This is a genomic window from Vibrio cyclitrophicus, from assembly GCA_023206055.1.
GTDB classification, from domain to species: domain Bacteria; phylum Pseudomonadota; class Gammaproteobacteria; order Enterobacterales; family Vibrionaceae; genus Vibrio; species Vibrio cyclitrophicus_A.
Map to the genome: position 1 here is coordinate 1,391,241 of CP065366.1, position 26,288 is coordinate 1,417,528.

Below are 26,288 nucleotides of genomic sequence, written 5' to 3' on the forward strand. Positions count from 1 at the left end.
TCCAATAGGTAATACTCTTTTTTTATTTATTTCTATGGTTAAGATTAATCTTATTTGTCGATTTTATACTTTCAAAAATAACAGATAGAAACATCCAATTAAGGCGTTTCTATCTGTTGTTGCTGGCTTATTTAAAGCAAGCTGGATCCTTGATTGCTGAATCGATTGATTTCACAAGTTGTTGAATATGTTCTGGTTTACTAATAAACGGAGGCATCATATAAATCAACTTGCCAAATGGACGAATCCAAACGCCTTGTTCAACAAAGTGAGCTTGGATGGTTTCCATATCGACAGGTGTGTGGGTTTCTACAACGCCAATAGCGCCCAACCAGCGAACGTCTTTGACGAGAGCATGCTCTCGTAACGGTGGTAGCAGCTCGGAGAAAAGCTGTTCAATCTGTTGAGTCTGATTTTGCCAATGGCCTTGCTCTATGATGGATAAACTTGCCGCGCCGACTGCACAAGCCAATGGGTTACCCATAAAGGTTGGTCCGTGCATAAAGCAACCCGCTTCACCACCACATACGGTGTCAGCAACCTCTTTACTCGCTAGCGTTGCTGAAAGGGTCATGTAGCCACCAGTCAACGCCTTTCCAACACATAATATATCCGGTTGAACATCTGCATGTTCACAAGCGAACAGTTTCCCTGTGCGGCCAAATCCGGTCGCAATCTCATCCAAGATCAGCAATACGTTGAATTCATCACATAGCAAGCGAACTTGTTTTAGGAACTCAGGGTGGTAGATGCGCATGCCGCCAGCCCCTTGAACGATCGGCTCTAAGATCACGGCTGCGACTTCTTGATGATGTGTTGCTAGCTTTTCACGGAAGCTATTTATGTCGTTAGCGTCCCATTGATCCCAAAAGCCTGTTTTCGGTGAATCGGCAAAAATGTGTTCAGGCAAAAAGCCTTTGTAGAGGCTGTGCATCGAGTTGTCAGGGTCGGTCACTGACATCGCTGCAAAGGTATCACCGTGATAGCCATCTCTGAGTGTGAGGAACTTCGAACGAGGTTGTCCTTTGGCATGCCAGTATTGAAGCGCCATTTTAAGACTCACTTCTACGGCGACTGAACCAGAATCGGCCAAAAATACATGTTCAAGATTATTTGGCGCGAGATTCAAAAGCTTCTTACATAAATCGATTGCAGGCTGGTGGGTGATACCACCAAACATAACGTGTGACACCTTATCGATTTGGCTGTGAGCTGCAGCATTGAGCTCTGGGTGATTGTAGCCGTGAATGGTTGACCACCAAGAGGACATACCATCAATAATTCGTTTTCCGCCTTCTAACTCTAGGTAAACACCGTCTGCATTGGTGACTGGGTAGCAGGTCAGAGGTGTTAACGTTGATGTGTAAGGATGCCAGATATGCTGGCGATCAAAGGCGAGATCCATAGTAACTTCCATTCTTGGTGTGATTAAAAAATAACCAGATGTAAACTTTTGATATTATCAATGTGTTGACAGTCTAAAGCTTGTCGGTAGACTAGCCAAGCATAAATGCAAACTCTAGACACAGAGTTGCAACAACAAAAAATTAAAAGGATCGACACGTGGAAGTTCGTCATGACTGGACAGTGGCTGAAGTAACAGCGCTGCTTGAAAAACCGTTTATGGATTTAATGTTTGAAGCTCAAGTGGTTCATAGACAGTACCAAGAGCACAACCACGTGCAGGTGAGTACGCTTCTATCGATTAAGACCGGTGCTTGCCCTGAAGATTGTAAGTACTGCCCTCAAAGTGCTCACTACCGAACAGATGTCGACAAAGAACGCTTAATGGAAGTCGAGCGTGTTTTGGATGCAGCGCTAAAAGCCAAGAATGCGGGCTCAACTCGCTTCTGTATGGGCGCGGCATGGAAAAACCCGAAAGAGCGCGATATGCCTCACCTAACTGACATGATCAAAGGTGTGAAAGGCATGGGCTTAGAAACCTGTATGACATTGGGTATGCTTACACCAGATCAAGCGGGTGAGTTAGCTGACGCAGGTTTGGATTACTACAACCACAACCTTGATACGTCTCCTGAATTCTACGGCAGCATCATTACCACTCGTACTTACCAAGATCGTTTAGATACCTTATCTCACGTGCGTGATGCAGGTATGAAGATCTGTTCTGGTGGTATCATTGGTATGGGCGAAAGCACCAATGACCGTGCAGGTCTACTTGTCGAGCTAGCCAACCTTCCAGTACACCCTGAAAGTGTGCCAATCAACATGCTGGTAAAAGTGAAAGGCACACCGATGGAAAACGTTGATGATGTTGAGTCTTTTGACTTCATTAAGCTTATTGCGATTGCTCGCATCATGATGCCAATGTCTGCGGTTCGTCTATCTGCAGGTCGTGAGAACATGAATGAACAGATGCAAGCGATGTGTTTCATGGCGGGTGCAAATTCTATCTTCTACGGCTGTAAGCTACTTACTACGCCAAACCCAGACGAAGACACGGATATGCAGTTGTTTAAGAAGCTGGGTATCAATAGCCAACAGGTGGCTCAAAAGCCTGACGAAATTCAAGAAAACGAACTGTTAGATCAAGTGGTGGAGCGCGTTGCGGCTCGTCCAACGAAAGATGACATGTTCTACGATGCCACTGTTTAAATCTCGCATCAAAAGTGCCCTTGCTCATCGTCGTGAGCAAGGGTTAACTCGTCAACTTAAGGTAATCGAAAACAGTAATAGCCCTTTGCTTAATAGTGAAGGTTCTCGCTTTATTAACTTTTCGAGTAATGATTACCTAGGCTTGGCAAACGATCCTGAACTGGTCGATGCATGGCAAACCGGACTTTCCCAATATGGTGCTGGCAGTGCAGCATCGCCATTGGTCACGGGCTTTAGTCCTGCTCATCGAAATTTAGAGGCTCAGCTGTGTGAATGGCTTGGCTTTGAACGTGCCATTCTATTTAGTTCTGGTTTCAGTGCTAATCAAGCTTTGTTGTTTTCTCTGCTCGAAAAAGACGACTCTCTGTTGCAAGACAAACTTAACCACGCCTCCCTGATGGAAGCGGGGATGCTTTCACCTGCAACCATGAAACGCTTTAAGCACAACGACACGCAACATTTAGAGTCGCTATTGAGTCGCACTCCACAATCCTTGGTCGTGACTGAAGGTGTGTTCAGCATGGATGGCGACCAAGCGCCTCTCAGCCAGATATCTAACCTGACTCAACAATACGACAGTTGGTTGGCGGTTGATGATGCCCACGGTATCGGCGTATTAGGTGATAAAGGGGCAGGGAGCTGCAGTGCGGCACAAATCTCACCGGAAATTTTGGTGGTGACCTTTGGCAAAGCATTTGGCCTTTCTGGTGCTGCGATTCTTTGTTCGTCAGAAGTGGGTGATTACTTAACTCAGTTTGCTCGTCATCATGTGTACTCGACGGCGATGCCACCTTCACAAGCGGTCGCTTTGTCTCATGCGTGTCATATGATTCAGACGCAAGAGTGGCGTCGAGAGAAGTTAACTGAGTTAGGAGCTCTCTATAAAGAACAGATGAGTGGTGTAACAGGTTTCATTGATACTCAGACTCCGATTAAGCCGTTTGTGATTGGCGATGCTCAAGCTGCATTATCTATAGCGGAAGAATTGAAGCGTAACCAAGTTTGGGTCACGGCGATAAGGCCACCAACCGTTCCGACAGGGACTGCTCGTTTACGAATTACGTTAACGGCCAACCACAGTCAGAAGCAGGTTCTTCAGTTAACTGACTCGTTGCTTCAAACAATAGAGCGAAGCAACGACTCTGAAAGCAAACCAAGCATAGAATCAAGCGTTGAATTAAAGAAAGAGGCTCAGTAAATGTCACAAGAAGCAGTCGTGCATAATTACGTAAGCCAAGATAAGAGTGCGATTGCTGAAGCCTTCGGTAAAGCAGCAACAACCTATGATAAACACGCTGAGTTTCAGCGTGACGTCGGCCATCGTTTATTGGATAAACTACCTAACGATCTCTCAGGTTTGAAGGTGTTGGATTTAGGCTGCGGTACGGGGTATTTCTCTGAACAGATGGTGAAGCGTGGTGCTGAGGTAGTGTGTGCTGATCTTTCTGTTGGAATGTTAGAAACAGCAGAGCAACGTTGTGGTACATCGGTTTCTTTATATCAACAAGCTGACGCTGAACAATTGCCGTTTGAAGATGGGTGTTTTGACATCGTTTTTTCAAGCTTAGCGTTACAATGGTGTGATGATTTATCGTCACCTTTAAAGGAGATGAAGCGCGTTGTAGCGGCTAGTGGACGTGTGATTTTCTCAACTTTGCTTGATGGGTCACTGTTTGAGTTGAAAAAATCATGGTCAAAAATTGACGCACATCAACACGTTAACCATTTTATTACAATCAATCAGGTAAAAATTGCGTTAGCGCAATCTAGCTGTACTGCTCATCAACTAGACTTGCCCACCATCACCGTTTGGTACGACACTGCGTTTGAACTGATGCGCGACCTTAAAGGTATTGGCGCTAATCACGTAAGTGGTCGCTCACAAGGTTTAACAAGTCGCCGAATGCTACAGCTTGTTGAACGGGAATATAGAGAGTTTAAAAACCATCAAGGTTTCTTACCAGCAACATATCAAGTTTGTTTAGGGGTTATTCAATTATGATTGATGCATTATTTATTGCAGGTACGGATACCGAAGTGGGAAAAACTGTGGTTTCAAAAGCGATTCTTCAAGCTTTGGCCGCACAAGATTTATCAACAATTGGTTATAAACCAGTTGCTGCAGGGTGTGAAGAATACCCTGAAGGGTTGCGTAACAGTGATGCATTGCATCTTCAAGAAGCGGCGACGCAAGATATTGCTTACGAAGACGTTAACCCGTACGCATTGTTACTACCATCATCACCTCACATTGCTGCAAAGCATGACGGTGTCGTGGTTGATGAAGCAGTATTATCAGCGAAGCTAGAACAGCACAAGCAAAACTCTGACATCGTTCTAGTTGAAGGTGCTGGTGGCTGGCGCGTGCCGGTTTCAGATGATGAATACTTGTCTAGCTGGGTTAAGAAAGAGCAGCTTCCAGTGGTGTTGACGGTTGGTATTAAGCTTGGCTGTTTGAGCCACGCTCTATTAACCGCAGAGGCGATTCGTGCCGATGGTCTAAACCTAGTCGGTTGGGTAGCAAACCGCATTAATCCAGGCACTGAACATTATGCTGATATTATTGCGATGCTTGAAGATAAGCTAGGGGCGCCAAAGTTAGGTGAGATCCCTTACGTACCAAAAGCGAAGTCTAAGAACATTGGTAAGTATATTAATGTACAGCCATTGCTTGAGCTTTAATTCTCAAGTTATACGTTAAACAAGAAAAGGGCTGCGATTGCAGCCCTTTTGCTATTTTAAGCCTGTGTAGAGTTAAGCTTGGGATTAGTGTTCTTTTGTAAGTCCCATTAGAGCTTGTTGTGTCTCTGTTATATTGGTTTGCGCTGCTTGTGGCGTAAGAATACCGATCTGTTTCTTTGCTTCTTCTTCAGTAATCCCTAGGTGACAGCACAGTAAATCGATAGCCATTTGCGTGTTAGTACCTTCAACCATGATCCTTCCCTTTTTTGTACATGGACTAGCCAATAAATCATCTGAAGTCACTGTAAACGGATTGTTATATCGACACCATACGACTTAGGTCTAATAGACTAGGTTTGATTTGGATATGGTCTCGTAATCAAATGTTGCAATTTAATGCTTAACCTTGTTTTCTTAATCTAAGACTATATGTATAAGTAAGTAAAAGTCTTCAAGGTTGGAATCTATTGCTGTCTGCCTTGTCTATAACAATAAGTTTTATAAAAACAGCTTTCATGCGGAGATAAGTAATGAAGCGAGTAATGTTGTTCCTTGCAACCAACCTAGCGGTTGTATTGGTGTTAAGTGTTGTTCTTAATATTGTATACGCAGTCACTGGTATGCAACCCGGTAGCCTCTCAGGTTTATTGGTGATGGCTGCGGTATTTGGTTTTGGCGGCTCATTCATTTCATTAATGATGTCAAAGAAAATGGCGCTACGCTCTGTTGGCGGCATGGTCATTGAAAGCCCACGTAACGAAACAGAACATTGGTTGATGGAAACGGTAAGCCGTCAATCTCAACAAGTTGGTATTGGTATGCCAACAGTGGCGATCTACGATTCGCCAGACATCAACGCATTTGCAACAGGCGCTAAGCGTGATGATTCATTGGTAGCTGTATCAACAGGCCTGCTACACAACATGACGCGTGATGAAGCTGAAGCGGTCCTAGCTCACGAAGTTAGCCACATCGCGAACGGTGACATGGTGACAATGACTCTAATGCAAGGTGTAGTGAACACGTTCGTTATCTTCTTATCTCGTTTCATCGCCAACATTGTTGCGTCGAATGACAACGAAGAAGAGGGCGGCAGCAACATGATGGTGTACTTCGGTGTGTCTATGGTGTTGGAATTGGTGTTTGGTTTCTTAGCTAGCTTCATTACAATGTGGTACAGCCGTCATCGTGAGTTCCATGCCGATGCAGGTGCAGCGCGCTTGGTAGGTAAAGATAAGATGATTGCAGCGCTAGAGCGTCTAAAGGTGAGCCACGAGCCACAACTAGAAGGTTCTATGATGGCGTTTGGTATCAACGGTAAGAAGTCTCTAACTGAGCTTCTAATGAGCCACCCGCCGCTAGATAAGCGTATTGCGTCTTTACGTAATATGTAATTTCTAATACATGCTGCTTTCGTTAAGCGGTAATATGTATTCTAAAGGCTTCCTTCGGGAGGCCTTTTTTGATCTTGGCGTTTAAGAATGTTTGTCTAATGTGATTTGCAGTATTTGAATGGGGGAGGTGAGTAGGAGAAGTCAGATTTGATTGACGACTGTTATTTTACTTAGGGACTAGTGTTCGAAACATTTGTTCGACCCAACAAAAAGGCTTCCACGTGGGAAGCCTTTGTTTATTCGTTTTTCGAATCTTACAGCTTGTCAGTCAGCTCGATTGCTTGACCGATGTAGTTCGCTGGTGTCATCTCTTTCAGGCGAACTTTCTCGTCTGCAGGGATTTCAAGACCGTCGATGAATGCACGCATGCCTTCGCCATCTATACGCTTACCACGAGTTAGCTCTTTTAGCTTCTCGTATGGCTTCTCGATGCCGTAACGACGCATTACTGTTTGTACTGGTTCAGCCAGTACTTCCCAGTTCTTGTCCAGTTCAGCAAGTAGCGCTTCACGGTTAACTTCTAGTTTGCTAATACCTTTCAGAGTTGAAGTGTATGCAATGATTGCGTAGCCAACACCAACACCTAGGTTACGAAGAACCGTAGAGTCAGTTAGGTCACGTTGCCAGCGAGAGACTGGAAGTTTTTGTGCAAGGTGGCTGAATACTGCGTTAGCTAGACCAAGGTTGCCTTCAGAGTTTTCGAAGTCAATTGGGTTAACTTTATGCGGCATTGTAGAAGAACCGATTTCGCCAGCAATAGTCTTCTGCTTGAAGTGACCAAGAGCGATGTAGCCCCAAACGTCACGGTCGAAGTCTAGAAGAATCGTATTGAAACGAGCAACAGCGTCGAATAGCTCAGCGATGTAATCGTGAGGTTCGATTTGAGTTGTATACGGGTTCCAAGTTACGCCAAGAGATTCAGTGATGAACTCTTCGCTGAATTCGTGCCAGTTAACTTCTGGGTATGCAGAAAGGTGTGCGTTGTAGTTACCTACAGCACCGTTGATTTTCGCTAGGATCTCAACGTTTTCGATTTGCTTGTATTGGCGTTCCATACGGTACGCAACGTTAGCCATCTCTTTACCCATAGTAGAAGGAGAAGCTGGCTGACCGTGTGTACGAGACAGTAATGGAATATCACGGTACTCGTTCGCAAGTGCTTTGATAGCATCAATTACATTACGGATTTCTGGAAGAATTACTGTGTCACGAGCTTCTTTAAGCATAAGCGCGTGAGAGGTGTTGTTGATGTCTTCAGAAGTACATGCAAAGTGAATAAATTCGTTTACAGCGTGAAGTTCAGGAACGCCAGCAACTTTCTCTTTCAAGAAGTACTCAACCGCTTTAACGTCGTGGTTAGTCGTGCGCTCGATCTCTTTGATACGTAGAGCATCTTCTTCACTGAAGTTAGCAGCTAGTTCATCAAGAAACTGGTTAGCTTCTGCACTGAACGCCGGTACTTCTTTGATTGCATCTGTAGCTGCAAGCTTTTGTAACCAACGAACTTCAACGATAGAGCGGTACTTTAGTAGGCCAAACTCACTAAAGATGCTGCGTAATGCAACAGTCTTGCTTCCGTAACGGCCGTCTACTGGTGAAACAGCAGTCAATGCTGACAGTTCCATGGTGTTCTCCTGAATTGAGTTTTCTAAATTTTGAGAGGTTTATACCAGTAACAATCTCAATTGTCACGCATATTGCGCAATCGTTTGCGTGAGAATTGTATTGGTACAAAAAAACAAGCTCGCGACGAGGCGCGAGCTAATAAATTACATGCGAGCTAGCAGGATTTGAGCCTGCTCGATCATCTTCTTGCGACCGAAGATAAGGTGGCGACGCTTGCCACCAACTTGACGCCATAACACAGCGCTTCGAATCCCTGATAGAAGCAGTGCGCGAACCTTATGTTGGCTCGATGTCTGTTGAAGTACAGACGGTGTACCAGAAACCTGAATGCGAGGGCCAATAGGGCTCACTACATCTAAGTAGATGCTCGCAAGGTTGCTGATCATTTGCTCGTCAAACAGATCGAAGTGCTCAGTTTGACGCTCTGCAGTTTGAATACGATCGCCAAGCTGTGACATGGAGTCATTGCGAGCAGATAGTTTACGTTCAAGCGCCATCAAGCTGATGATGTAGCGAGTAATATCGCTACCAGCTGGAGTACTATCGATACCTTTTACTAAGCACTCAAGGCCAAGTTTTAGGTTCGCTTCACGTCCAAATACCCCCACAGTGTTCGACGGGTTAGTATTTAAAATAGCACTGAGTGAAGCTTCGAAGGCATCTTTATCACAATGGCCGTCTTTCGCTACTTGTTGAACCAAAGCCACAGCTTGGCAAATTCCGGCAAAAGCAATAGTACGGTCATAAAGTGTATTAGCCACGTAGTAACTCCTGGTTGTCTTCTATCGTTTGTTGTTCGTTCGATTAGATTAGTTAGATGCGCTTTTCGATGATGCCGCCACCAAGACAAACTTCGTCTAGGTAGAATACTGCCGATTGACCTGGAGTCACAGCAATCTGTGGTTCATCAAAAATAACCTTAATGTTCTCATCATCAATTGGGATGATTGTACAAGGAATATCGGTTTGACGGTAACGTGTTTTTACCGTGCATGTCATAACTTCAGTAATTGGTGTGCGATTTACCCAATGAAGCTGAGAAGCGATCAAACCTTCTGATTTTAGAAGAGGGTGTTCTTTTCCTTGTACTGCGATCAAAACATTACGTTTTAGATCTTTTTCACCAACAAACCATGGCTCTTCGTTACCGCCGCCACCTTTAGTGCCGCCAATATGAAGACCTTTACGTTGACCCAAAGTGTGGTACATCAAACCTTGGTGTTGACCAATCACTTGGCCTTCAGGTGTTTCGATGTTACCCGGTTGTGCTGGTAGGTATTTGCCTAAGAACTCAGTGAACTTGCGCTCACCAATAAAGCAGATGCCTGTTGAATCTTTCTTTTTCGCTGTGATCAAGTCTTGCTCTTCAGCAATACGTCGCACTTCTGGCTTCTCTAATTCACCGACAGGGAATAGGCTGCGTGCCACTTGAACTGAGCTTAGCGTGTATAGGAAATAGCTTTGGTCTTTGTTGCTGTCTAGACCGCGTAGCATTTCTGGTTTTACGCCTGCATCAAGCTGTTCTTGAGTTGGGAAAGTACGACGAACGTAGTGACCCATCGCAATGTAGTCTGCGTCTAGCACTTCATCCGCAAACTCTAAGAATGCTTTGAATTTGATTTCTTTGTTACAAAGGATATCTGGGTTAGGCGTACGGCCTGCTTTGTACTCTTCAAGGAAGTATTCGAATACGTTGTCCCAGTATTCTGCAGCAAAGTTGATAGTGTGAAGGTGGATACCTAGTTTGTCACATACCGCTTGAGCATCAGCAAGATCTTCAGCTGCCGTGCAGTATTCTTCGTTATCGTCTTCTTCCCAGTTTTTCATGAAAAGGCCTTCTACCTGATAGCCTTGTTGCTGAAGAAGATACGCCGATACTGACGAATCTACACCGCCGGACATACCGACAATTACTTTCTTTTCGCTGTTTCCAGAGCTGATATCTGACATGTCTAAACACCGTTACTATTACTTGGTCGCAGATTCTAACAGAAAGAGAAACGCCGTGACAGATCCGAGACCGGAATCACAGTTTCATTTGCACAAATAGTGCGCTGACTTTGTTAGAGAATCGCATGAGAGCGAGGTGAGTCGCTAGGATGTCAGAAGTATATGTGGCATAGTCGCTCGAAATCCAAGACCTGAGATAAAAAAATGTCTGAACAAAATGAATTTATGCAAGAAGAAGAGTTGATTGAGATTATTGAAAATCAGCTTGAAGATGGCGAACCTGTAAAAGTAAAAGAGACGCTGATGCGTTTAATGATGACAGGCACTCCTCGTGAAGAGGCTATTGCTGCAATGGCATGTGCATTGGCTATCGAAGTATTTGACGTTATGAAAAACGGCGCTGAGTTTAATCAAAAGCGTTACGCCGAGCATTTGGGCATGCTGCCTGATTTAAGCTTTATGGAAGGCGAATAAAAAAATACCCTAGCAAACGTTTGCTATAGTTTGAAAGATTGCCGCGTTAAATATAGCGCGGTAGAATCCGCCACCTATTTCCCCTTGACTTAGACTAGCCCTATGAAATTCCCTGGACAACGTAAATCAAAGCACTACTTTCCGGTTCACGCACGTGATCCTCTAGTGAGCCAAGCTCAAAGCAGTAAAAGAATGTCACGCACTCATATTATCGGTATTGACCAAACTTTGGTGGATATTGAAGCAAAAGTGAGTTCTGAACTTATTGAGAAGTACGGTTTAAGTAAGGGACATTCACTGGTTATTGGTGACGAGGCCGCTGAATCTTTATATCAAGAATTAAAAGAACAGTGCCTGATTACCAATGAATACGCTGGTGGCACAATTGGTAATACACTACACAACTATTCAGTATTGGCGGACGACCGTTCAACACTATTGGGTGTAATGAGCCAAGATATTAAGATTGGTAGCTATGGTTACCGTTATTTATGTAATACATCAAGCAGAATGGATCTGAACCATTTACAAGGGGTAGATGGCGCAATTGGTCGCTGCTTTGCATTAATTACAGAAGATGGTGAACGTACTTTCGCAATTAGCGAAGGACAAATGAACCAACTAAAACCAGAAAGCATTCCTGAAAAGATCTTCAAAAGTGCTTCTGCTTTAGTATTAACTGCTTATTTAGTTCGTTGTAAGCCAGGCGACCCTATGCCTGAAGCAACAATGAAAGCGATCGAATACGCGAAGAAATATGATGTACCAGTTGTTTTAACACTAGGTACTAAGTTCGTTATTCAAGACGATCCAGAATTCTGGAAAGACTTCTTAGAGCAACACGTAACGGTTGTTGCAATGAATGAAGACGAAGCGGAAGCCCTAACCGGTGAAAGCGATCCGCTAGCTGCTTCAGATAAAGCGCTAGAGTGGGTGGACTTAGTTCTATGTACGGCGGGCCCTGTTGGCCTATTCATGGCGGGTTACACGGAAGACGCAGCGAAGCGTGAAACATCACTGCCTCTACTTCCAGGTTCAATTGCTGAATTTAACCGTTTCGAATTTAGCCGTCCTGCACATAAAGAGTTATGTGAAAACCCAACTAAAGTGTATTCGCATATTGCGCCATACATGGGTGGTCCAGAAAAAATCAAAAATACGAATGGTGCAGGTGATGCTGCTTTATCGGCTTTATTGCATGATATGGCTGCGAATAAGTACCACAAAGAAAACGTGCCAAACTCAAGTAAGCACCAACATTCATTTTTGACCTATTCTTCTTTCTCACAAGTTTGTAAATATTCAAACCGTGCTAGCTATGAAGTGTTAGTTCAACACTCTCCGCGTTTATCTCGTGGTCTTCCTGAAAGAGAAGATAGCCTAGAAGAAGCGTACTGGGAAAGATAAGAGACTTTGTTTATCCGATGCGTACGAGTTTATCAAATGCGCATCTATGTTTATAAAGAACATTAAAGGGTAACAAAATATAAAAAAGGCTCCGAAAGGAGCCTTTTTTGTTTCTGAATATATTGAAGCCGTAAATAATACTTTGGTCGACTTAAATATTAATTCTATTGCTAAGTGTGTAATTGATTACCCACTCAGTAAACTGAACGCTTAACTTAGATAGCAAACTCTTCTAGAGATTTACCAGCATCTAGCTGTTCTTGAATAGCTGAAGGCGTACGGCCTTGACCTGTCCAAGTTTTCTCGTCGCCGTTTGCGTCTACATATTTGTATTTCGCTGGGCGAGGAGCGCGTTTAGCTTTAGTTGTTTTAGATTTTGCTTCGCCAGAAAGAGCTGCAATAAGATCTGCAACATCAATTCCGTCTTTTGCAATTTGTTCAGCGATAGCAGAAAGCTTAGCTTCTTGTTCTGCTTTAGCTGCACGTTCTTCAGCTTCAGACTCTTGACGCTCTTGTACAACAATAGTTAGCTTGTCTAGCGCTTCTTCTAGTTGCTCAAGAGTTAATTCACGTGAGAATGCGCGAAGGCTACGGATATTTAATAGAGTTTTTGTTAATTCAGACATGATATTTTCCATCAAGGTAAACTAAATAATCATCCTAATAATAAACAGAGCTTAGGAATAAAACAAATAGTATTTCTTCTATTACATATTTAAATATAAAAGTGAGATGAATAGTTGAAATTTCAAAGGCACATTTCTATCGAATTTATAATAATTATTAAGATTATCTAAAAAACTGATATGTGACTGGTGGAGTAATTAACTTGTGTAGACTATTCTTCTATTGATTAGTTCATTAACAAAAAGCTATTTTTCTCGGAATGATATGTTGCATTGTTGCTCTTGATGAGTACAATTGCGGCTACCTGATGCGATGCTTTAGTTAATTTGTTGTTAAACTCTGGTTTACACGGTTAATAATGTTATCGCACGTAGAGGTGCAATTATAAAAAGTAACTTCCGTTGGGGTGATGCCAATGAGCGGGAATGAAAGGTGTAATTGCCGAAGTAAATTGTATATCTAAGCAATTTGCTGGGGTTGTGCTCAATAGGTACAACACTGCCATAGTCTTAATTTTAAACTATGGAGCGCTACTGTAGGGTTGGGTGAAGTGTTCACTTCCCTTTCGCTTAGTTCAACATGAACTTGATAAGCCGTATCAAGTTTGTCTGCAGTAGATCTCTAGCCAAATAAAAAACTGGTTTTTGAAGATCATGAATTTAATAGATTTTGCAACATCGCCTTTATCTTTGCTTCCGCCCCTTGTGGCTTTAAGTCTTGCTATTGTTACCCGCCGTGTATTGGTTTCTTTGGGTGTCGGTATCATCATGGGTGCTATCTTACTTGCTGACTATTCAGTAGGTAACGCAGCGAGCTACGTGTTTACTAAAGCATCTGGTGTTTTCATCGAAGATGGTGGCATCAACACTTGGAACATGAGCATCATCGCATTCCTAATTATTCTTGGAATGACAACTGCACTATTAACACTGTCTGGCGGTACTCGTGCATTCGCTGAGTGGGCTCAGTCTCGTGTTAAGAGCAAACGTGGTTCAAAACTACTTGCTGCTTTCCTAGGTGTATTCATCTTTGTTGATGATTACTTCAACAGCTTAGCGGTAGGTGCTATCTCTCGCCCTGTAACAGACCGTTTCTACGTATCTCGCGCTAAGCTTGCTTATATTCTCGATTCTACTGCTGCTCCAATGTGTGTGATCATGCCGGCTTCTAGCTGGGGTGCTTACATCATTACTATTATTGGTGGCATCTTGGTAACACACGGTGTAACTGAATATTCTGCACTGGGTGCTTACGTTCGTCTTATTCCAATGAACTTCTACGCTGTGTTTGCACTACTAATGGTGTTCGCAGTGGCTTGGTTCGGTTTAGATGTTGGTAAGATGCGTGAGCATGAAATCGAAGCATCTCAAGGCCGTGGCTTTGAAGGCGACAACGATCAAAAGCAAGCTCACGATCTAAACGAAGAGCTAGATATCGAAGAGAGCGAAAACGGTTCAGTTTCTGATCTTGTTATGCCAATCGTATCGCTAATTGTAGCGACAGTGGCTGCAATGCTTTACACAGGCGGCCAAGCGCTGGCTGCTGATGGCCAAGCATTCAACCTTCTAGGTGCATTCGAAAACACGGATGTAGGCAAGTCTCTTGTTTACGGTGGTGTTATCGGCTTACTAGTCGCACTAGCGACAGTATTCAAGCAAAAGCTATCTATGGCTGATATCGCAAGAACAATGTGGATCGGTGCTAGCTCTATGTTTGGCGCGATTCTGATTCTTGTGTTTGCATGGACTATCGGTTCTGTAATCGGCGACATGAAAACGGGTTCTTACCTATCGTCTCTAGTAACAGGCAGCATTGATTACCACTGGCTACCGGTTATGTTGTTCCTTCTAGCGGGCGTTATGGCGTTCTCTACAGGTACATCTTGGGGTACATTCGGCATCATGCTACCAATCGCGGGTGACATGGCAGCAGCATCGGACATCGCACTGATTCTTCCTATGCTAAGTGCGGTTCTAGCGGGTGCAGTATTTGGTGACCACTGTTCTCCAATCTCAGATACGACTATTCTGTCTTCTACTGGTGCTCGTTGTAACCATATCGACCACGTATCGACTCAGCTTCCATACGCGTTGTCTGTAGCGTTCGTATCGTGCATTGGTTTCATCACACTAGGTATGACATCTTCAATTGGCATCGCATTTGGCGCAGCGTCTCTAACGTTTGTTGCTGTATGTTTTGCATTGGCTTACTTCTCTCGCTGCAAAATGGCGACGTGCAAAAGCTAAAACTGAAAGTTAATCAGTAAACTATCAGGGAGGCGTTTGCCTCCCTTTTTTGTGCCTGTTAATTTAATTTTAAGTTTCGTGAAAAAAGTTCGAATAAATGGTTGAAAAAGGATGTCAGCTTAGTTAGTGTGGAGACAAGACAGCAAACAACCTAAGAGCTGATAAGTATGCGTAAATTAGTAATGAACATTCATCACCATCATCACCCTATCTAGTCTTTCGGGGAGATTTACGTATACCCGGGAGCAAGATTACTCCCGGAGGTTAAGTCAAAAGAATTTAGATTTAAACCCTCGGGATGACAAAGTCCCCGAGGGTTTTTTAGTTTTAGCGCTTTTAAATAATCAATAAATTCAAATATTTGCACAGGGATACAGCAATGCAGACACAACGCCTAAGAATCGCAATTCAAAAGAAAGGTCGCTTAAGTAAAGAGTGCCAAGACCTACTTAAAAAATGTGGTGTTAAATTTAACATCATGGGTGAGCGCCTAGTGGTTCACTCACTAAATATGCCAATTGACTTGTTACTCGTTCGTGATGACGACATCCCAGGTCTTATCATGGATGGTGTGGTTGACCTTGGTTTCATCGGTGAAAATGAGCTAGAAGAAGTTCGTCTAGACCGTGTTGCTCTTAAAGAGCCTTCAGAGTTCCGCACACTACGTCGTTTAGACTTCGGTGGTTGCCGCCTTTCTATCGCTATCAACAAAGACGAAGAATACAACGGCCCACAAGACTTAGCGGGCAAACGTATTGCGACAACCTACCCACAACTACTTAAAGCCTACATGGATGAGCAGGGTGTTGAGTTCAGCACTTGTATGCTAACAGGCTCGGTTGAAGTAGCGCCTCGCGCAGGCCTAGCAGACGCTATCGCCGATTTAGTTTCTACAGGTGCGACGCTTGAAGCGAACGGCCTAAAAGAAGCAGAAGCTATCTTTCAATCGAAAGCAACACTGATTCAACGTGTTGGTGACTTTGACGCAGACAAAACCGCACTGATTGAAAAACTACTTACTCGTATGCAAGGTGTTCAACAAGCTAAAGAGTCGAAGTACATCATGCTTCACGCGCCAACTTCTCAACTAGAGCAAATCAAAGCACTACTGCCTGGTGCTGAAGATCCAACGGTTCTTCCACTATCGACAGACAAAGACAAAGTTGCCGTGCACCTAGTAAGTACAGAGAACTTGTTCTGGGAAACAATGGAACAGCTTAAAGAGTTGGGTGCGAGCTCGATTCTAGTATTACCAATCGAAAAAATGATGGGGTAGTGACGATGAGAACCGTTGTTTGGCAATCTTTAAGTGAATCACAGCAAGACTCGGTATTAGAGCGTCCAGCTATTACTGAAGGTGCAAACATCACAGCGACTGTTTCTGATGTTATTGCAAAAGTACGAAATGAAGGCGATGCCGCGCTTAAAGAGCTGACTGCAAAGTTTGATGGTGTAACTCCAGAATCTATTCGAGTCAGTTCAAATGAGATCGAAGAGGCGTGTGCTCGTCTAACACCAGAAATGAAGCAAGCGCTTGAGCAAGCTTATAGCAACATTGCTAAGTTCCACGAAGCTCAAAAGCCTCAACCGATTAAGGTAGAGACACAACCGGGCGTTGTGTGTGAGCAGGTGACTCGCGCGATTAATACTGTTGGCCTTTATATTCCAGGTGGCAGCGCGCCACTTCCGTCAACGGTTCTTATGTTAGGTGTACCAGCTCAAATTGCAGGTTGTCGTAAGGTTGTGCTTTGTTCTCCTCCGCCAATCGCTGATGAAATCTTGTATGTCGCGAAGCTTTGTAAGATCGACGAAGTTTACAATGTTGGTGGTGGTCAAGCGGTTGCAGCAATGGCTTACGGTACCGAGAGTGTTGCTAAAGTCGATAAGATCTTCGGCCCTGGTAACGCCTACGTAACGGAAGCGAAGCGCCAAGTGAGCAATGACTTCCGCGGTGCGGCGATCGATATGCCTGCTGGCCCATCTGAAGTGTTGGTGATTGCTGATGAAACAGCTGATGCCGATTTCATCGCAGCGGATTTGTTGAGCCAAGCGGAACACGGTCCTGACTCTCAAGTAGTATTGGTAACGCCATCTCCAGTGATTGCTGATCAAGTTACAGAAGCGGTTCAGAAACAACTGAAAGAGTTGTCTCGTGCGAACATCGCTCAGCAAGCATTGGCTTCAAGCTTAATTATCATTGCTGAATCCATCACTCAAGCGATTGCGATTTCAAACTTCTACGGCCCTGAGCACTTGATTGTTCAAACCAAGAACCCACGTGAACTGCTGCCATTGTTAGACAATGCTGGTTCAATCTTCCTTGGCGACTGGTCACCAGAATCTGCAGGTGATTATGCGTCTGGTACAAACCACGTATTACCGACTTACGGTTACACGAAGACATATTCAAGCCTAGGTTTGGCTGACTTCTCTAAGCGCATGACGGTACAAGAGCTAACAGCTGATGGTTTGAAAGGCCTAGCGCCAACTGTAGTAACAATGGCGGAAGCCGAAGGCTTGGATGCACACAAACGCGCTGTGACTATCCGAGTTGAAAAGTTAAATAAAGCGAAATAAGGGTAGGGCATGGAAAAGTTAGCAAGAAAACAAGTTCAGGCTCTAACACCTTACTTGTCTGCAAGACGCATTGGTGGCACTGGTGATGTATGGCTAAACGCCAACGAATCTCCGTTTGATAACGAGTACAACCTAAACCTGTCTCGTCTTAATCGCTACAGCGAATGTCAGCCTAAAGAGTTGATTGACGCTTACGCACAATACGCAGCTGTGAAACCAGAGCAAACACTGACGACTCGTGGTGCTGATGAAGGCATCGAGTTATTGATTCGTGCTTTTTGTGAGCCGAATGAAGACGCTATTCTTTACTGCCCGCCTACTTACGGTATGTACGCAATCAGTGCAGAGACTATCGGTGTTGAGCGTAAAGTCGTGCCTCTAACCGCTGAGTGGCAACTCGACCTTCCTGCGATTGAAGCGCAACTAGACAATGTGAAAGTGGTGTTTGTTTGTAGCCCAAATAACCCAACCGGTAATTTGGTTAATCGTAAAGACATCATCAAGTTGCTTGAAATGACTCAAGACAAAGCGATTGTGGTGATGGATGAAGCGTACATCGACTTCTGCCCTGAAGCATCAACCGTTGATTTGCTTGCACAGTACCCGAACCTAGCGATTCTTCGTACTCTGTCTAAAGCTTTTGCATTAGCCGGTTTACGCTGTGGCTTTACGCTAGCGAACCAAGAGCTTATCGATGTATTGTTGAAAGTGATTGCACCATACCCAGTGCCAATTCCGGTTGCTGATATCGCCGTTCAAGCACTTTCAGAACAAGGCCTTGCAAGAGCGAAGTTTCAGGTTCTGGATTTAAGTGCGAACCGTGCTTATTTACAAGCCGGTTTATTGGGCTTACCTCAAGTGACGGTATTTGATGGTTGGGGTAACTACCTATTGGTTAAATTCCCTAACGGCGACGAATTATTTAAAGCGGCATGGGACAGTGGCATTATTTTACGTAACTCGCCAATCGAAGACTGTGTTCGGATTAGTATTGGTAACCGCGAAGAGTGCGAAAAGACACTTGGATTCATTCGTAACTTTTTTCAGTAACGAAAGGTTTACCAGTAATAACATTTGTCAGTCTTAGATTTATTAATTGCCGACTGACAAATGAAACCAATATTTTGGGTTAGCGTTTGATTTTAGCTAGGCCACCAGATTTAAAATTAAAAGGAAGTTCAAGTGAGTAAACAACAGAAAATACTTTTTATAGACCGTGACGGCACCTTAATTGTTGAGCCGCCAGTCGACTTTCAAGTAGACCGTTTAGACAAGCTAAAATTTGAACCGCTAGTGATTCCTAGCCTGCTTGCACTGCAAGATGCTGGTTACCGTCTAGTGATGGTGACTAACCAAGATGGTCTAGGTACTGATAGCTACCCTCAAGAAGATTTCGATGCGCCACACAACATGATGATGGAGTTCTTCGAATCTCAAGGCGTTAAGTTTGATGACGTGCTTATTTGCCCTCACTTTGACGAAGACAACTGCTCTTGCCGTAAGCCTAAGCTAGGTATGGTTAAAGAATACCTGCAGGGGGGGAAAGTCGACTTCCAACACTCTGTTGTGATTGGCGATCGAGTGACTGACCTGCAACTAGCAGAGAACATGGCAATCCGCGGTATTCAATATGGCCCGGACGCAGAAACGGAAGGCACGCTTAACTGGCCACAGATCGTTAAAGATCTGACGGTTAACGCTCGCGTTGCTGAAGTGGTTCGTACGACCAAAGAAACCGACATTAAGGTAGCCGTAAACCTTGATGAAACCGGTGGCAATAAGATCGATACAGGTATGGGTTTCTTCGACCACATGCTAGATCAAATCGCGACACACGGTGGTTTCCAAATGAACCTAACTGTGAAAGGCGACTTGCACATTGATGATCACCACACAGTAGAAGATACAGCACTTGCGTTAGGCCAAGCCCTGAAAGATGCGCTAGGTGACAAACGCGGTATTGGCCGTTTTGGTTTTAGCCTGCCAATGGATGAGTGTTTAGCTCAGTGTGCGTTAGACCTTTCTGGTCGCCCATACCTGAAGTTCGATGCTAAATTCAGCCGTGAGCAAGTGGGTGATCTTTCAACCGAGATGGTGGTTCACTTCTTCCGCTCTCTAACCGACACACTGGCTTGTACGCTACACCTTTCTTCTGATGGCAATAATGATCACCACATCATTGAGAGCTTGTTTAAAGCGTTTGGCCGTACTCTTCGCCAAGCGATCAAAGTTGAAGGTAATGAGTTGCCAAGCAGCAAAGGCGTCTTGTAAGGCTAACGTTAGCAAGGAAAAACAATGAAAGATCAAAAAGTCGTCATTATTGATACTGGGTGTGCCAACGTTTCTTCGGTGAAATTTGCCATTGAACGTTTGGGTTACGCAGTTGAGATTTCAAAAGAACCAGAAGTCGTCCTTGCCGCTGACAAGCTTTTCCTACCGGGTGTAGGTACAGCAAGTGAGGCAATGAAGAATCTACAAGAGCGCGACCTTGTTTCTCTTGTGAAGAAAGTAGAGAAGCCTCTGCTGGGTATTTGTTTAGGTATGCAGCTGCTAGGCAAACTGTCTCAAGAGAAAGGCCAAAAGGCTGACGAGTTAGTTGAATGTCTAGGCTTGTGTGATGGTGAAGTACGTTTACTTGAAACGGGCGATTTACCACTACCACACATGGGTTGGAACACAGTAACTTCGACACCTAATCACCCTTTGTTTAAAGACATTGAAGAAGGCGAGTATTTCTACTTCGTTCACAGCTTCGCAATGCCAGTGGGTGACTACACCATCGCACAATGTGATTACGGTAACCCGTTCACAGCGGCGGTGCAAAGTGGCAACTATTATGGTGTCCAGTTCCACCCAGAGCGTTCTTCAAAAGCAGGCTCTAAGCTGATTCAGAACTTCTTGGAATTGTAATAAGGATTAGGCAGCGGCTAACGTTGCCATATAAGGAATGTAAATGATTATTCCCGCATTAGATTTAATTGAAGGCCAAGTAGTTCGCTTATTCCAAGGTGATTACGGGCAAGTAACAGAATACAAAGTAGACCCTGCAGAGCAGTTTAACCTGTATCACCAAGCTGGCGCAGGTTGGCTTCACCTCGTTGACTTAACGGGTGCAAAAGACACAACCGCTCGTCAACTTGACCTGATCGCAAAGCTACTTGCTAGCACACCTGCCAATATCCAAATTGGTGGTGGTGTTCGTAATGAGCAAGACGTGGTCGACCTACTTGAAGCTGGCGCGCAGCGCGTTGTTGTAGGTTCAACAGCGGTTAAGCAACCTGAACTAGTAAAAGGTTGGATGGAAAAATACGGCGCTGAGAAAATTGTACTGGCTCTGGATATCAACATCGACGAAAGCGGCACTCGTAAAGTGGCGATTTCAGGTTGGCAAGAAGATTCAGGCGTTACGATTGAAGCGCTGATTGAAGATTATCTAACAGTGGGTCTTAAACACGTTCTGTGTACCGACATTTCACGTGATGGCACGCTAGAAGGATCAAACGTAGAGCTTTACGTTGATCTTTGTAAGCAGTACCCACAGGTTCAATTCCAATCATCGGGCGGCATTGGCAGCTTAGCTGATATCGAAGCACTGAAAGGCAGCGGTGTTGCTGGCGTAATTGTGGGTCGAGCGTTACTTGATGGCAAGTTTACCGCAGAGGAGGCATTTGCATGTTGGCAAAGCGAATAATCCCTTGTTTGGATGTCCGTGACGGACAGGTGGTTAAGGGCGTTCAGTTCCGTAACCACGAAATCATTGGCGACATCGTTCCGTTAGCACAGCGCTATGCGGAAGAGGGCGCGGATGAATTGGTATTTTACGATATCACGGCATCGAGCGATGGTCGTGTTGTTGATAAGAGTTGGGTAAAGCGTGTCGCAGAGGTGATCGATATTCCTTTCTGTGTGGCTGGTGGTATTAAATCGGCAGAAGATGCAGCGCGCATTCTTGAGTTTGGTGCGGATAAAGTATCGATCAACTCGCCTGCATTGGCTAACCCTCAATTGATCACTGACCTTGCTGATAAGTTCGGCGTGCAGTGTATCGTTGTTGGTATCGACTCATACTTCGACAAAGAAACCGGTAAATATCAGGTTTACCAATTTACTGGCGATGAAGCGCGTACCAAAGCAACCAAATGGGAAACTAAAGATTGGGTGCAGGAAGTACAAAAGCGTGGCGCAGGTGAGATCGTGTTGAACATGATGAACCAAGATGGCGTTCGTAACGGTTACGACATCGAGCAACTCAACATGGTTCGTGAAGTGTGTAACGTGCCACTGATTGCTTCGGGTGGTGCTGGCGCGATGGAGCACTTTGCTGAAGCCTACAAAAAGACCAACGTGGACGGAGCACTAGCGGCTTCGGTATTTCACAAACAAGTCATCAATATTGGTGAACTTAAACAGTATTTAAAACAACAAGATGTAGAGGTGCGACTATGAGTTTTGAAACCGCAAGCTTATCAAAAGCAGCAGTAGGCGCATTATCAGAGCGTATTAACTGGGAAAAAGTAGATGGTTTAGTGCCAGCTATTGTTCAAGATTACCAATCGAGCCAAGTGTTGATGATGGGATACATGAATCCTGCAGCACTTGAGAAAACCGGCGAAACGGGTCAAGTAACTTTTTTCTCGCGTACTAAAGAGCGTTTGTGGACGAAAGGTGAGACCTCAGGCAATGTTCTGCGACTGGTGAACATGTCACTTGATTGTGACAATGACACCTTGTTGGTAAAAGTGAATCCAATTGGTCCAACGTGCCATTTGGGTAACACCACATGTTGGGATGTCGATCCGCAAGAAGAGACCCAGATGGTGTGGCTTCATCAACTTGAGCAGCTACTGGCTGCCCGCAAGGACGCAGATCCTGAGTCTTCTTATACTGCCAGTCTATATGCCCGTGGCACCAAGCGTATTTCGCAAAAAGTGGGCGAAGAAGGCGTTGAAGTCGCGCTTGCGGCGACGTCGGGCGATAAGGCGGAGTTAGTGTGTGAATCAGCAGATTTGATTTACCACCTAATGGTTCTTCTTCAAGACCAAGGCTTATCGATGAATGACGTGGTAAATAAACTAAAAGAGCGCCATAAGTAAGTTCTCTTTAGATTAATAGAACCACGCAAAAGACAAACAAAAGCCCCGTAAACAAACATGTTTACGGGGCTTTTTAATTTTCAAGTTTTCAAGATTTCTAAGCCCTGCGTCACTTTTCTAACCTCTGACTTTACGTCATTCCGAGGAGCCTAAGCGACATCAGGAATCTCTTTACTTAATCAAACATTCTAATTTTTTGGCTTACCCGCAGCACTTTTTATACTTCTTACCGCTACCACAAATACAAGGATCATTGCGGCCAATCTTGAAGCTCTCTACGGTTTGGTTTAGGCGAGGGTCAATCTTTGGTTCTGTTAGCTCTTCATGTTCGTTTTCTTGCTCTGGGAACTCACCATCGATATAGAACCAAAGGCCATTTTCACGAACGAAACGCGAGCGTTCTTGCATGCAGTATTGAGCGCCATCTTCATTGAAGTAGGCTTTAAACTCGACAAAACCTTCGTTCTCGTGTGAGCCCGCGGCGGTATCAATGACTTCTAAGCCTGCCCAATCACTATCGATAGATTCGGCAATACCTTCTCTTTGAGCTTCTGCATTACAGCTAGGGTGGTAAGTCGCAATAACATAATCAACTAACCCCAACACGTGCGCTGAATAACGTGAGCGCATCAGTTGCTCAGGTGTTTCAACTGAACTGTGATTAAGGTGCGCTGATTCGCAGCATTGTTGGCAAGTATTTTTGCTACCGCACGGGCATAAAGACATAGTCAAATCCTGTAAAAATGGCCTCTATTAAGAGGCCATAAATGAATGCGTTGGAGTTTACCAAGAAACGATCGCTCACCAAAGCTTAGTTTCTATTGAAGCAGTTATGAGAAGTGAATTATCTCAATGCTGGTGACAGCAGCTCTTGTGCCCAAGTTGTTGCTTCATCGTAAGCTTGGCCTAGTTGCGCTTCGCTGAGCTTGAGAAGTTTACGAATGCGCGTTGCTTCATCCCATCGAGCTTGCTCATAAGCAATAACCATAGCCAAAATGGCACCTAACACGCCCTTGCGTTGGATAAGGGCCTGTTTAATCTCGTCGTCGATTGGCACTGAATCCAGTACTTGCTTCAACGGTTGGTCAAACAGTGAATCCAGTAGGGAGAACATACCGGTCAAAAAGGCTTGTCCGGGCTCAACCTTCACATTCATCTTCTCGACTAATAGCTCACATTGACGTGCGCGTAATACCGCTAAACCGTAGAGTGAATCTGGCTTGTCTTCTTTCGCTGATGCGATCGCCACAAGTGAAACGAACTTACGCAGTTTTTGCTCGCCTAGGTAAATAAGCGCTTGGCGGAATGAACGAATGGTCGTTGCCGATCCGCCAGCAGAGTTCACATAAGCGAGTAACTTATAAGACAGCGTTACATCTAGAGTGATCAGACGCTCTACTTCACTAAAGTCGATAGGATCGTTAGCGATCTCTTTCAAAAGTTGAACAATAGTCAAAAACGCAGGGTTCAGCGCGCGAGTTTGAATCATTTCTGGCTTACTAAAGAAGTAGCCTTGGAAGTAGGAGAAGCCAGCTTGGTTCGCTTCTTGGTACTCGTCGTAAGTCTCGACCTTTTCAGCAAGGAACTTGATATTTAGCCCTTTGAGAGAGTTCATGAACATCGAAGCTTTCGCAATAGAGATCAAACGGATATCAAACTTGATAATGGATACGTAAGGTAAGAAACGCTTCCACGCTTTGCTTGGCACAAAGTCATCCAATGCGATGGTATAACCCGCATCGTAGATAGCTTTAATGGCTTCAAGTAGCTCGTCTGTTGGTTCGCAGTCTTCAAGAACCTCGACTACGAGGCTCTCTTTTGGAAATAGGGTAGGGACCAAGTTAATCAGGCTTGCATAAGGAAAGTTCACGAACCCCAGCTTATCACCCAGCGTATTATAGTGAGTTGATAAAAAGTGGTCGGAAAGCAAACGGCTAGTAGCGAGCTCCGGCTCTACTTCAGGGAAAGTGTTCTTAGGACCATCCCTGAATAGCAACTCGTAACCTATGGTTTTCTTATCTGTATCGAGTATTGGTTGACGCGCTACGTATGAATATTTCAACTTGGTACTGTGTTCGGTTTATTTCTGATAGAGAGATAATAGCTAATTCAGTGGAAATTACCATACACAATCTAAGAAAGTCTGACCGACAGTAATAATCAAAGTGAAAGTTTAAGACGGATGTTGAAAGCTATTGCCAAACTCTCGATTCTGTAGGTCAAAACTTTGCGGCGTGAACACCAGCACTGAGCCCTGCGTATACCAATCGCCAAGTACAATACGTGTTTTAGTGCAATTATTAGCATTAAATGTATGGATGTCTGGGCGATGAGTATGGCCGTGGATCATTAGATCGACATTGTTTCGCTCCATCACATCTTCGACTTCTTGCTGTGTCACATCCATGATGTCGAGAGATTTCGTCTGTTTGTCATCTTTGATATCAGATTGAACCTTCGAGACAATTTTTTTCTTGATGAAAAATGGAATTCTGTTGAAGACCCATTGCAGCCATGGTTGATGCACTTTTTCGCGGAAGGCGAGGTATTTTACATCTTCGGTGCATAGGGTATCACCATGCAACACGACCGCTTTTTGTCCGTAGATATCGATTGTCGATACTTCGTCTAGAAGTTGCACGCCCGTTTGTTTGGCAAATTTTTTGCCAACAAGGAAATCACGGTTACCTTGCGTGAAGTAACAAGGTACGCCTGTTTTCACTAGATCAATAAACGCTTGGCGAATAGAAGTCGCGAACTCACTTGTGTCGTCGTCACCAATCCAGAATTCGAAAAGGTCACCTAATACGTAGAGCGCATCTGCTTCTACCGCTTCGTTCTTCATGAAAGTAAGGAAGCAATCGGTGATGTCTGGTCGTGACGGAGCAAGGTGCAGATCTGATATAAAATATGTTTTCATAGGTCTAAAAAAAGGGAGCGATTCGCTCCCTATATCCTGATTTTATCGGCTTATCAGTTATTGATACTAATCGAAAGCAAGTGATTAAGCTTCGATTGTAGTACCAGTGATGATCACTTCTTCTAGAGGTACATCTTGGTGCATACCCATAGAACCAGTGCTAACACCTTTGATCTTGTTTACGATGTCCATGCCTTCAACAACTTCTGCGAATACACAGTAACCCCAACCGTCTAGGCTTTCGCTACGGAAGTTTAGGAAAGAGTTGTCGTTAACGTTGATGAAGAACTGAGAGCTCGCTGAATGCGGTTCCATAGTACGAGCCATTGCTAGCGTACCAACTTTGTTCGCAAGACCGTTGTTAGCTTCGTTCTTGATCGTCGCGCGAGTTGTTTTTTCTTTAAGGCCAGAAGTCATGCCGCCGCCTTGAATCATGAAACCATCGATAACACGGTGGAATAGTGTGTTGTCGTAGAAACCGTCACGGCAATACTGTAGAAAGTTTGCGCTTGTTTCTGGTGCTTTTTCTTCGTTAAGTTGAACTTTGATGTCACCAAAATTTGTGTGAAGGATGATCATGATTGTTACCTTACTGTCTTTTTAATATGAAGTTCGAATTCTAGCGCATGTTGGCGGACTTTCAAATCACCAAATCATTAACTTAACTCGGTTGTTT

General features: G+C 44.3%; 26 protein-coding genes and 1 other annotated feature. Of the genes, 16 read left to right on the forward strand and 10 right to left on the reverse strand.

All coding sequences use genetic code 11. The features are described 5' to 3' along the window. Window positions 1–127: 127 nt before the first annotated feature. A complete protein-coding gene (gene bioA / locus ITG09_06220; GenBank protein ID UPR53217.1) occupies window positions 128–1,405 on the reverse strand; it encodes an adenosylmethionine--8-amino-7-oxononanoate transaminase in 1,278 nt (425 codons plus the stop codon). Window positions 1,406–1,563: 158 nt separating this feature from the next. Between bioA and bioB the strand changes: the two genes are divergently transcribed. From bioB to bioD, 4 genes are read left to right on the forward strand one after another with little or no spacing between them, the layout of a single operon-like run. After that, window positions 1,564–2,616 carry a biotin synthase BioB gene (gene bioB, locus ITG09_06225; protein UPR53218.1) on the forward strand — a complete coding sequence of 351 codons (1,053 nt, stop codon included), beginning with the start codon at window positions 1,564–1,566 and terminating at the stop codon, window positions 2,614–2,616. Further along, the gene (bioF, locus tag ITG09_06230; protein UPR53219.1) at window positions 2,603–3,814 is read left to right on the forward strand and encodes an 8-amino-7-oxononanoate synthase; all 1,212 of its coding nucleotides are present in this window, start codon (window positions 2,603–2,605) and stop codon (window positions 3,812–3,814) included. Before bioB ends, bioF begins: the two co-directional genes overlap by 14 nt. Next, window positions 3,815–4,618, forward strand: a complete 804-nt coding sequence (gene bioC, locus ITG09_06235) for a malonyl-ACP O-methyltransferase BioC (protein ID UPR53220.1) — start codon at window positions 3,815–3,817, stop codon at window positions 4,616–4,618. Next, the gene (gene bioD / locus ITG09_06240) at window positions 4,615–5,298 is read left to right on the forward strand and encodes a dethiobiotin synthase (GenBank protein ID UPR53221.1); all 684 of its coding nucleotides are present in this window, start codon (window positions 4,615–4,617) and stop codon (window positions 5,296–5,298) included. The genes bioC and bioD overlap by 4 nt, the downstream gene beginning before the upstream one ends. Window positions 5,299–5,382: 84 nt before the next feature. On the opposite strand, the gene ITG09_06245 is transcribed toward bioD, so the two are convergent. Continuing rightward, window positions 5,383–5,550, reverse strand: coding sequence for a hypothetical protein (locus ITG09_06245; protein ID UPR53222.1), 168 nt, complete (start codon window positions 5,548–5,550; stop codon window positions 5,383–5,385). Between the two features lie 278 nt (window positions 5,551–5,828). Here ITG09_06245 and htpX point away from each other — a divergent pair, with 278 nt between their 5' ends. Then, the gene (gene htpX / locus ITG09_06250) at window positions 5,829–6,692 is read left to right on the forward strand and encodes a protease HtpX (protein UPR53223.1); all 864 of its coding nucleotides are present in this window, start codon (window positions 5,829–5,831) and stop codon (window positions 6,690–6,692) included. A gap of 254 nt (window positions 6,693–6,946) precedes the next feature. Here the strand turns inward: htpX and purB are convergent, their stop codons facing one another. The 3 genes from purB to mnmA all read right to left on the reverse strand — a co-directional run bounded on the left by purB (window position 6,947) and on the right by mnmA (window position 10,268). Then, window positions 6,947–8,317, reverse strand: a complete 1,371-nt coding sequence (purB, locus tag ITG09_06255) for an adenylosuccinate lyase (GenBank protein ID UPR53224.1) — start codon at window positions 8,315–8,317, stop codon at window positions 6,947–6,949. Between the two features lie 144 nt (window positions 8,318–8,461). Then, a complete protein-coding gene (gene hflD / locus ITG09_06260) occupies window positions 8,462–9,079 on the reverse strand; it encodes a high frequency lysogenization protein HflD (GenBank protein ID UPR53225.1) in 618 nt (205 codons plus the stop codon). A 52-nt stretch (window positions 9,080–9,131) separates the two neighbouring features. After that, window positions 9,132–10,268, reverse strand: a complete 1,137-nt coding sequence (gene mnmA, locus ITG09_06265; GenBank protein ID UPR53226.1) for a tRNA 2-thiouridine(34) synthase MnmA — start codon at window positions 10,266–10,268, stop codon at window positions 9,132–9,134. A gap of 204 nt (window positions 10,269–10,472) precedes the next feature. On the opposite strand from mnmA, the gene ITG09_06270 reads away from it, so the two are divergent. Beyond that, window positions 10,473–10,742 carry a hypothetical protein gene (locus ITG09_06270; GenBank protein ID UPR53227.1) on the forward strand — a complete coding sequence of 90 codons (270 nt, stop codon included), beginning with the start codon at window positions 10,473–10,475 and terminating at the stop codon, window positions 10,740–10,742. A 102-nt stretch (window positions 10,743–10,844) separates the two neighbouring features. After that, window positions 10,845–12,149 carry an inosine/guanosine kinase gene (locus ITG09_06275; GenBank protein ID UPR53228.1) on the forward strand — a complete coding sequence of 435 codons (1,305 nt, stop codon included), beginning with the start codon at window positions 10,845–10,847 and terminating at the stop codon, window positions 12,147–12,149. Between the two features lie 215 nt (window positions 12,150–12,364). Here ITG09_06275 and ITG09_06280 read toward each other — a convergent pair whose 3' ends face one another. Then, the gene (locus tag ITG09_06280) at window positions 12,365–12,775 is read right to left on the reverse strand and encodes an H-NS histone family protein (protein ID UPR53229.1); all 411 of its coding nucleotides are present in this window, start codon (window positions 12,773–12,775) and stop codon (window positions 12,365–12,367) included. A 654-nt stretch (window positions 12,776–13,429) separates the two neighbouring features. Here ITG09_06280 and ITG09_06285 point away from each other — a divergent pair. From ITG09_06285 to ITG09_06325, 9 genes are all read left to right on the forward strand, one after another. After that, a complete protein-coding gene (locus tag ITG09_06285; protein UPR53230.1) occupies window positions 13,430–15,022 on the forward strand; it encodes a Na+/H+ antiporter NhaC family protein in 1,593 nt (530 codons plus the stop codon). Between the two features lie 190 nt (window positions 15,023–15,212). Beyond that, window positions 15,213–15,348 (forward strand) — a sequence feature (His leader region). A 53-nt stretch (window positions 15,349–15,401) separates the two neighbouring features. Continuing rightward, window positions 15,402–16,298: an ATP phosphoribosyltransferase gene (gene hisG, locus ITG09_06290; protein ID UPR53231.1), complete on the forward strand. Its 897-nt coding sequence runs from the start codon at window positions 15,402–15,404 to the stop codon at window positions 16,296–16,298. Further along, window positions 16,298–17,599: a histidinol dehydrogenase gene (gene hisD, locus ITG09_06295; protein ID UPR53232.1), complete on the forward strand. Its 1,302-nt coding sequence runs from the start codon at window positions 16,298–16,300 to the stop codon at window positions 17,597–17,599. Before hisG ends, hisD begins: the two co-directional genes overlap by 1 nt. A 9-nt stretch (window positions 17,600–17,608) precedes the next feature. After that, the gene (locus ITG09_06300) at window positions 17,609–18,649 is read left to right on the forward strand and encodes a histidinol-phosphate transaminase (protein ID UPR53233.1); all 1,041 of its coding nucleotides are present in this window, start codon (window positions 17,609–17,611) and stop codon (window positions 18,647–18,649) included. Window positions 18,650–18,781: 132 nt separating this feature from the next. Beyond that, complete coding sequence (hisB, locus tag ITG09_06305; protein ID UPR53234.1) at window positions 18,782–19,870, forward strand: bifunctional histidinol-phosphatase/imidazoleglycerol-phosphate dehydratase HisB; 1,089 nt, start codon at window positions 18,782–18,784, stop codon at window positions 19,868–19,870. A gap of 24 nt (window positions 19,871–19,894) precedes the next feature. Next, entirely contained in the window at window positions 19,895–20,509 is a 615-nt protein-coding gene (gene hisH / locus ITG09_06310) for an imidazole glycerol phosphate synthase subunit HisH (protein UPR53235.1), read from the forward strand. Between the two features lie 43 nt (window positions 20,510–20,552). Beyond that, a complete protein-coding gene (gene hisA / locus ITG09_06315) occupies window positions 20,553–21,290 on the forward strand; it encodes a 1-(5-phosphoribosyl)-5-[(5-phosphoribosylamino)methylideneamino]imidazole-4-carboxamide isomerase (GenBank protein ID UPR53236.1) in 738 nt (245 codons plus the stop codon). Then, window positions 21,272–22,045 carry an imidazole glycerol phosphate synthase subunit HisF gene (gene hisF, locus ITG09_06320; GenBank protein UPR53237.1) on the forward strand — a complete coding sequence of 258 codons (774 nt, stop codon included), beginning with the start codon at window positions 21,272–21,274 and terminating at the stop codon, window positions 22,043–22,045. Before hisA ends, hisF begins: the two co-directional genes overlap by 19 nt. Beyond that, window positions 22,042–22,692, forward strand: coding sequence for a bifunctional phosphoribosyl-AMP cyclohydrolase/phosphoribosyl-ATP diphosphatase HisIE (locus tag ITG09_06325; GenBank protein ID UPR53238.1), 651 nt, complete (start codon window positions 22,042–22,044; stop codon window positions 22,690–22,692). The genes hisF and ITG09_06325 overlap by 4 nt, the downstream gene beginning before the upstream one ends. Window positions 22,693–22,893: 201 nt before the next feature. On the opposite strand, the gene ITG09_06330 is transcribed toward ITG09_06325, so the two are convergent. From ITG09_06330 to ITG09_06345, 4 genes are all read right to left on the reverse strand, one after another. After that, window positions 22,894–23,418 (reverse strand): YchJ family protein, encoded by a 525-nt coding sequence (locus tag ITG09_06330; GenBank protein ID UPR53239.1) that lies wholly within the window; start codon window positions 23,416–23,418, stop codon window positions 22,894–22,896. A gap of 118 nt (window positions 23,419–23,536) precedes the next feature. Next, a complete protein-coding gene (locus tag ITG09_06335; GenBank protein UPR53240.1) occupies window positions 23,537–24,754 on the reverse strand; it encodes an EAL domain-containing protein in 1,218 nt (405 codons plus the stop codon). Between the two features lie 111 nt (window positions 24,755–24,865). Continuing rightward, window positions 24,866–25,612, reverse strand: a complete 747-nt coding sequence (gene lpxH / locus ITG09_06340; GenBank protein ID UPR53241.1) for a UDP-2,3-diacylglucosamine diphosphatase — start codon at window positions 25,610–25,612, stop codon at window positions 24,866–24,868. Between the two features lie 84 nt (window positions 25,613–25,696). Then, the gene (locus ITG09_06345) at window positions 25,697–26,191 is read right to left on the reverse strand and encodes a peptidylprolyl isomerase (GenBank protein UPR53242.1); all 495 of its coding nucleotides are present in this window, start codon (window positions 26,189–26,191) and stop codon (window positions 25,697–25,699) included. Between the last annotated feature and the right edge of the window lie 97 nt (window positions 26,192–26,288).

What these genes read in the sequence shown, in the direction of transcription:
- ITG09_06285 (UPR53230.1), top strand. Translation starts at nt 13,430, where the DNA reads ATGAATTTAATAGATTTTGCAACATCGCCTTTATCTTTGCTTCCGCCC.
- hisA (UPR53236.1), top strand. Translation starts at nt 20,553, where the DNA reads ATGATTATTCCCGCATTAGATTTAATTGAAGGCCAAGTAGTTCGCTTA.
- lpxH (UPR53241.1), bottom strand. Translation starts at nt 25,612, where the DNA reads ATGAAAACATATTTTATATCAGATCTGCACCTTGCTCCGTCACGACCA.
- ITG09_06325 (UPR53238.1), top strand. Translation starts at nt 22,042, where the DNA reads ATGAGTTTTGAAACCGCAAGCTTATCAAAAGCAGCAGTAGGCGCATTA.
- bioC (UPR53220.1), top strand. Translation starts at nt 3,815, where the DNA reads ATGTCACAAGAAGCAGTCGTGCATAATTACGTAAGCCAAGATAAGAGT.
- mnmA (UPR53226.1), bottom strand. Translation starts at nt 10,268, where the DNA reads ATGTCAGATATCAGCTCTGGAAACAGCGAAAAGAAAGTAATTGTCGGT.
- ITG09_06270 (UPR53227.1), top strand. Translation starts at nt 10,473, where the DNA reads ATGTCTGAACAAAATGAATTTATGCAAGAAGAAGAGTTGATTGAGATT.
- purB (UPR53224.1), bottom strand. Translation starts at nt 8,317, where the DNA reads ATGGAACTGTCAGCATTGACTGCTGTTTCACCAGTAGACGGCCGTTAC.
- ITG09_06330 (UPR53239.1), bottom strand. Translation starts at nt 23,418, where the DNA reads ATGTCTTTATGCCCGTGCGGTAGCAAAAATACTTGCCAACAATGCTGC.
- htpX (UPR53223.1), top strand. Translation starts at nt 5,829, where the DNA reads ATGAAGCGAGTAATGTTGTTCCTTGCAACCAACCTAGCGGTTGTATTG.
- ITG09_06345 (UPR53242.1), bottom strand. Translation starts at nt 26,191, where the DNA reads ATGATCATCCTTCACACAAATTTTGGTGACATCAAAGTTCAACTTAAC.
- ITG09_06300 (UPR53233.1), top strand. Translation starts at nt 17,609, where the DNA reads ATGGAAAAGTTAGCAAGAAAACAAGTTCAGGCTCTAACACCTTACTTG.
- ITG09_06280 (UPR53229.1), bottom strand. Translation starts at nt 12,775, where the DNA reads ATGTCTGAATTAACAAAAACTCTATTAAATATCCGTAGCCTTCGCGCA.
- hisH (UPR53235.1), top strand. Translation starts at nt 19,895, where the DNA reads ATGAAAGATCAAAAAGTCGTCATTATTGATACTGGGTGTGCCAACGTT.
- ITG09_06275 (UPR53228.1), top strand. Translation starts at nt 10,845, where the DNA reads ATGAAATTCCCTGGACAACGTAAATCAAAGCACTACTTTCCGGTTCAC.
- hisG (UPR53231.1), top strand. Translation starts at nt 15,402, where the DNA reads ATGCAGACACAACGCCTAAGAATCGCAATTCAAAAGAAAGGTCGCTTA.
- bioA (UPR53217.1), bottom strand. Translation starts at nt 1,405, where the DNA reads ATGGATCTCGCCTTTGATCGCCAGCATATCTGGCATCCTTACACATCA.
- ITG09_06245 (UPR53222.1), bottom strand. Translation starts at nt 5,550, where the DNA reads ATGGTTGAAGGTACTAACACGCAAATGGCTATCGATTTACTGTGCTGT.
- bioD (UPR53221.1), top strand. Translation starts at nt 4,615, where the DNA reads ATGATTGATGCATTATTTATTGCAGGTACGGATACCGAAGTGGGAAAA.
- hisF (UPR53237.1), top strand. Translation starts at nt 21,272, where the DNA reads ATGTTGGCAAAGCGAATAATCCCTTGTTTGGATGTCCGTGACGGACAG.
- bioF (UPR53219.1), top strand. Translation starts at nt 2,603, where the DNA reads ATGCCACTGTTTAAATCTCGCATCAAAAGTGCCCTTGCTCATCGTCGT.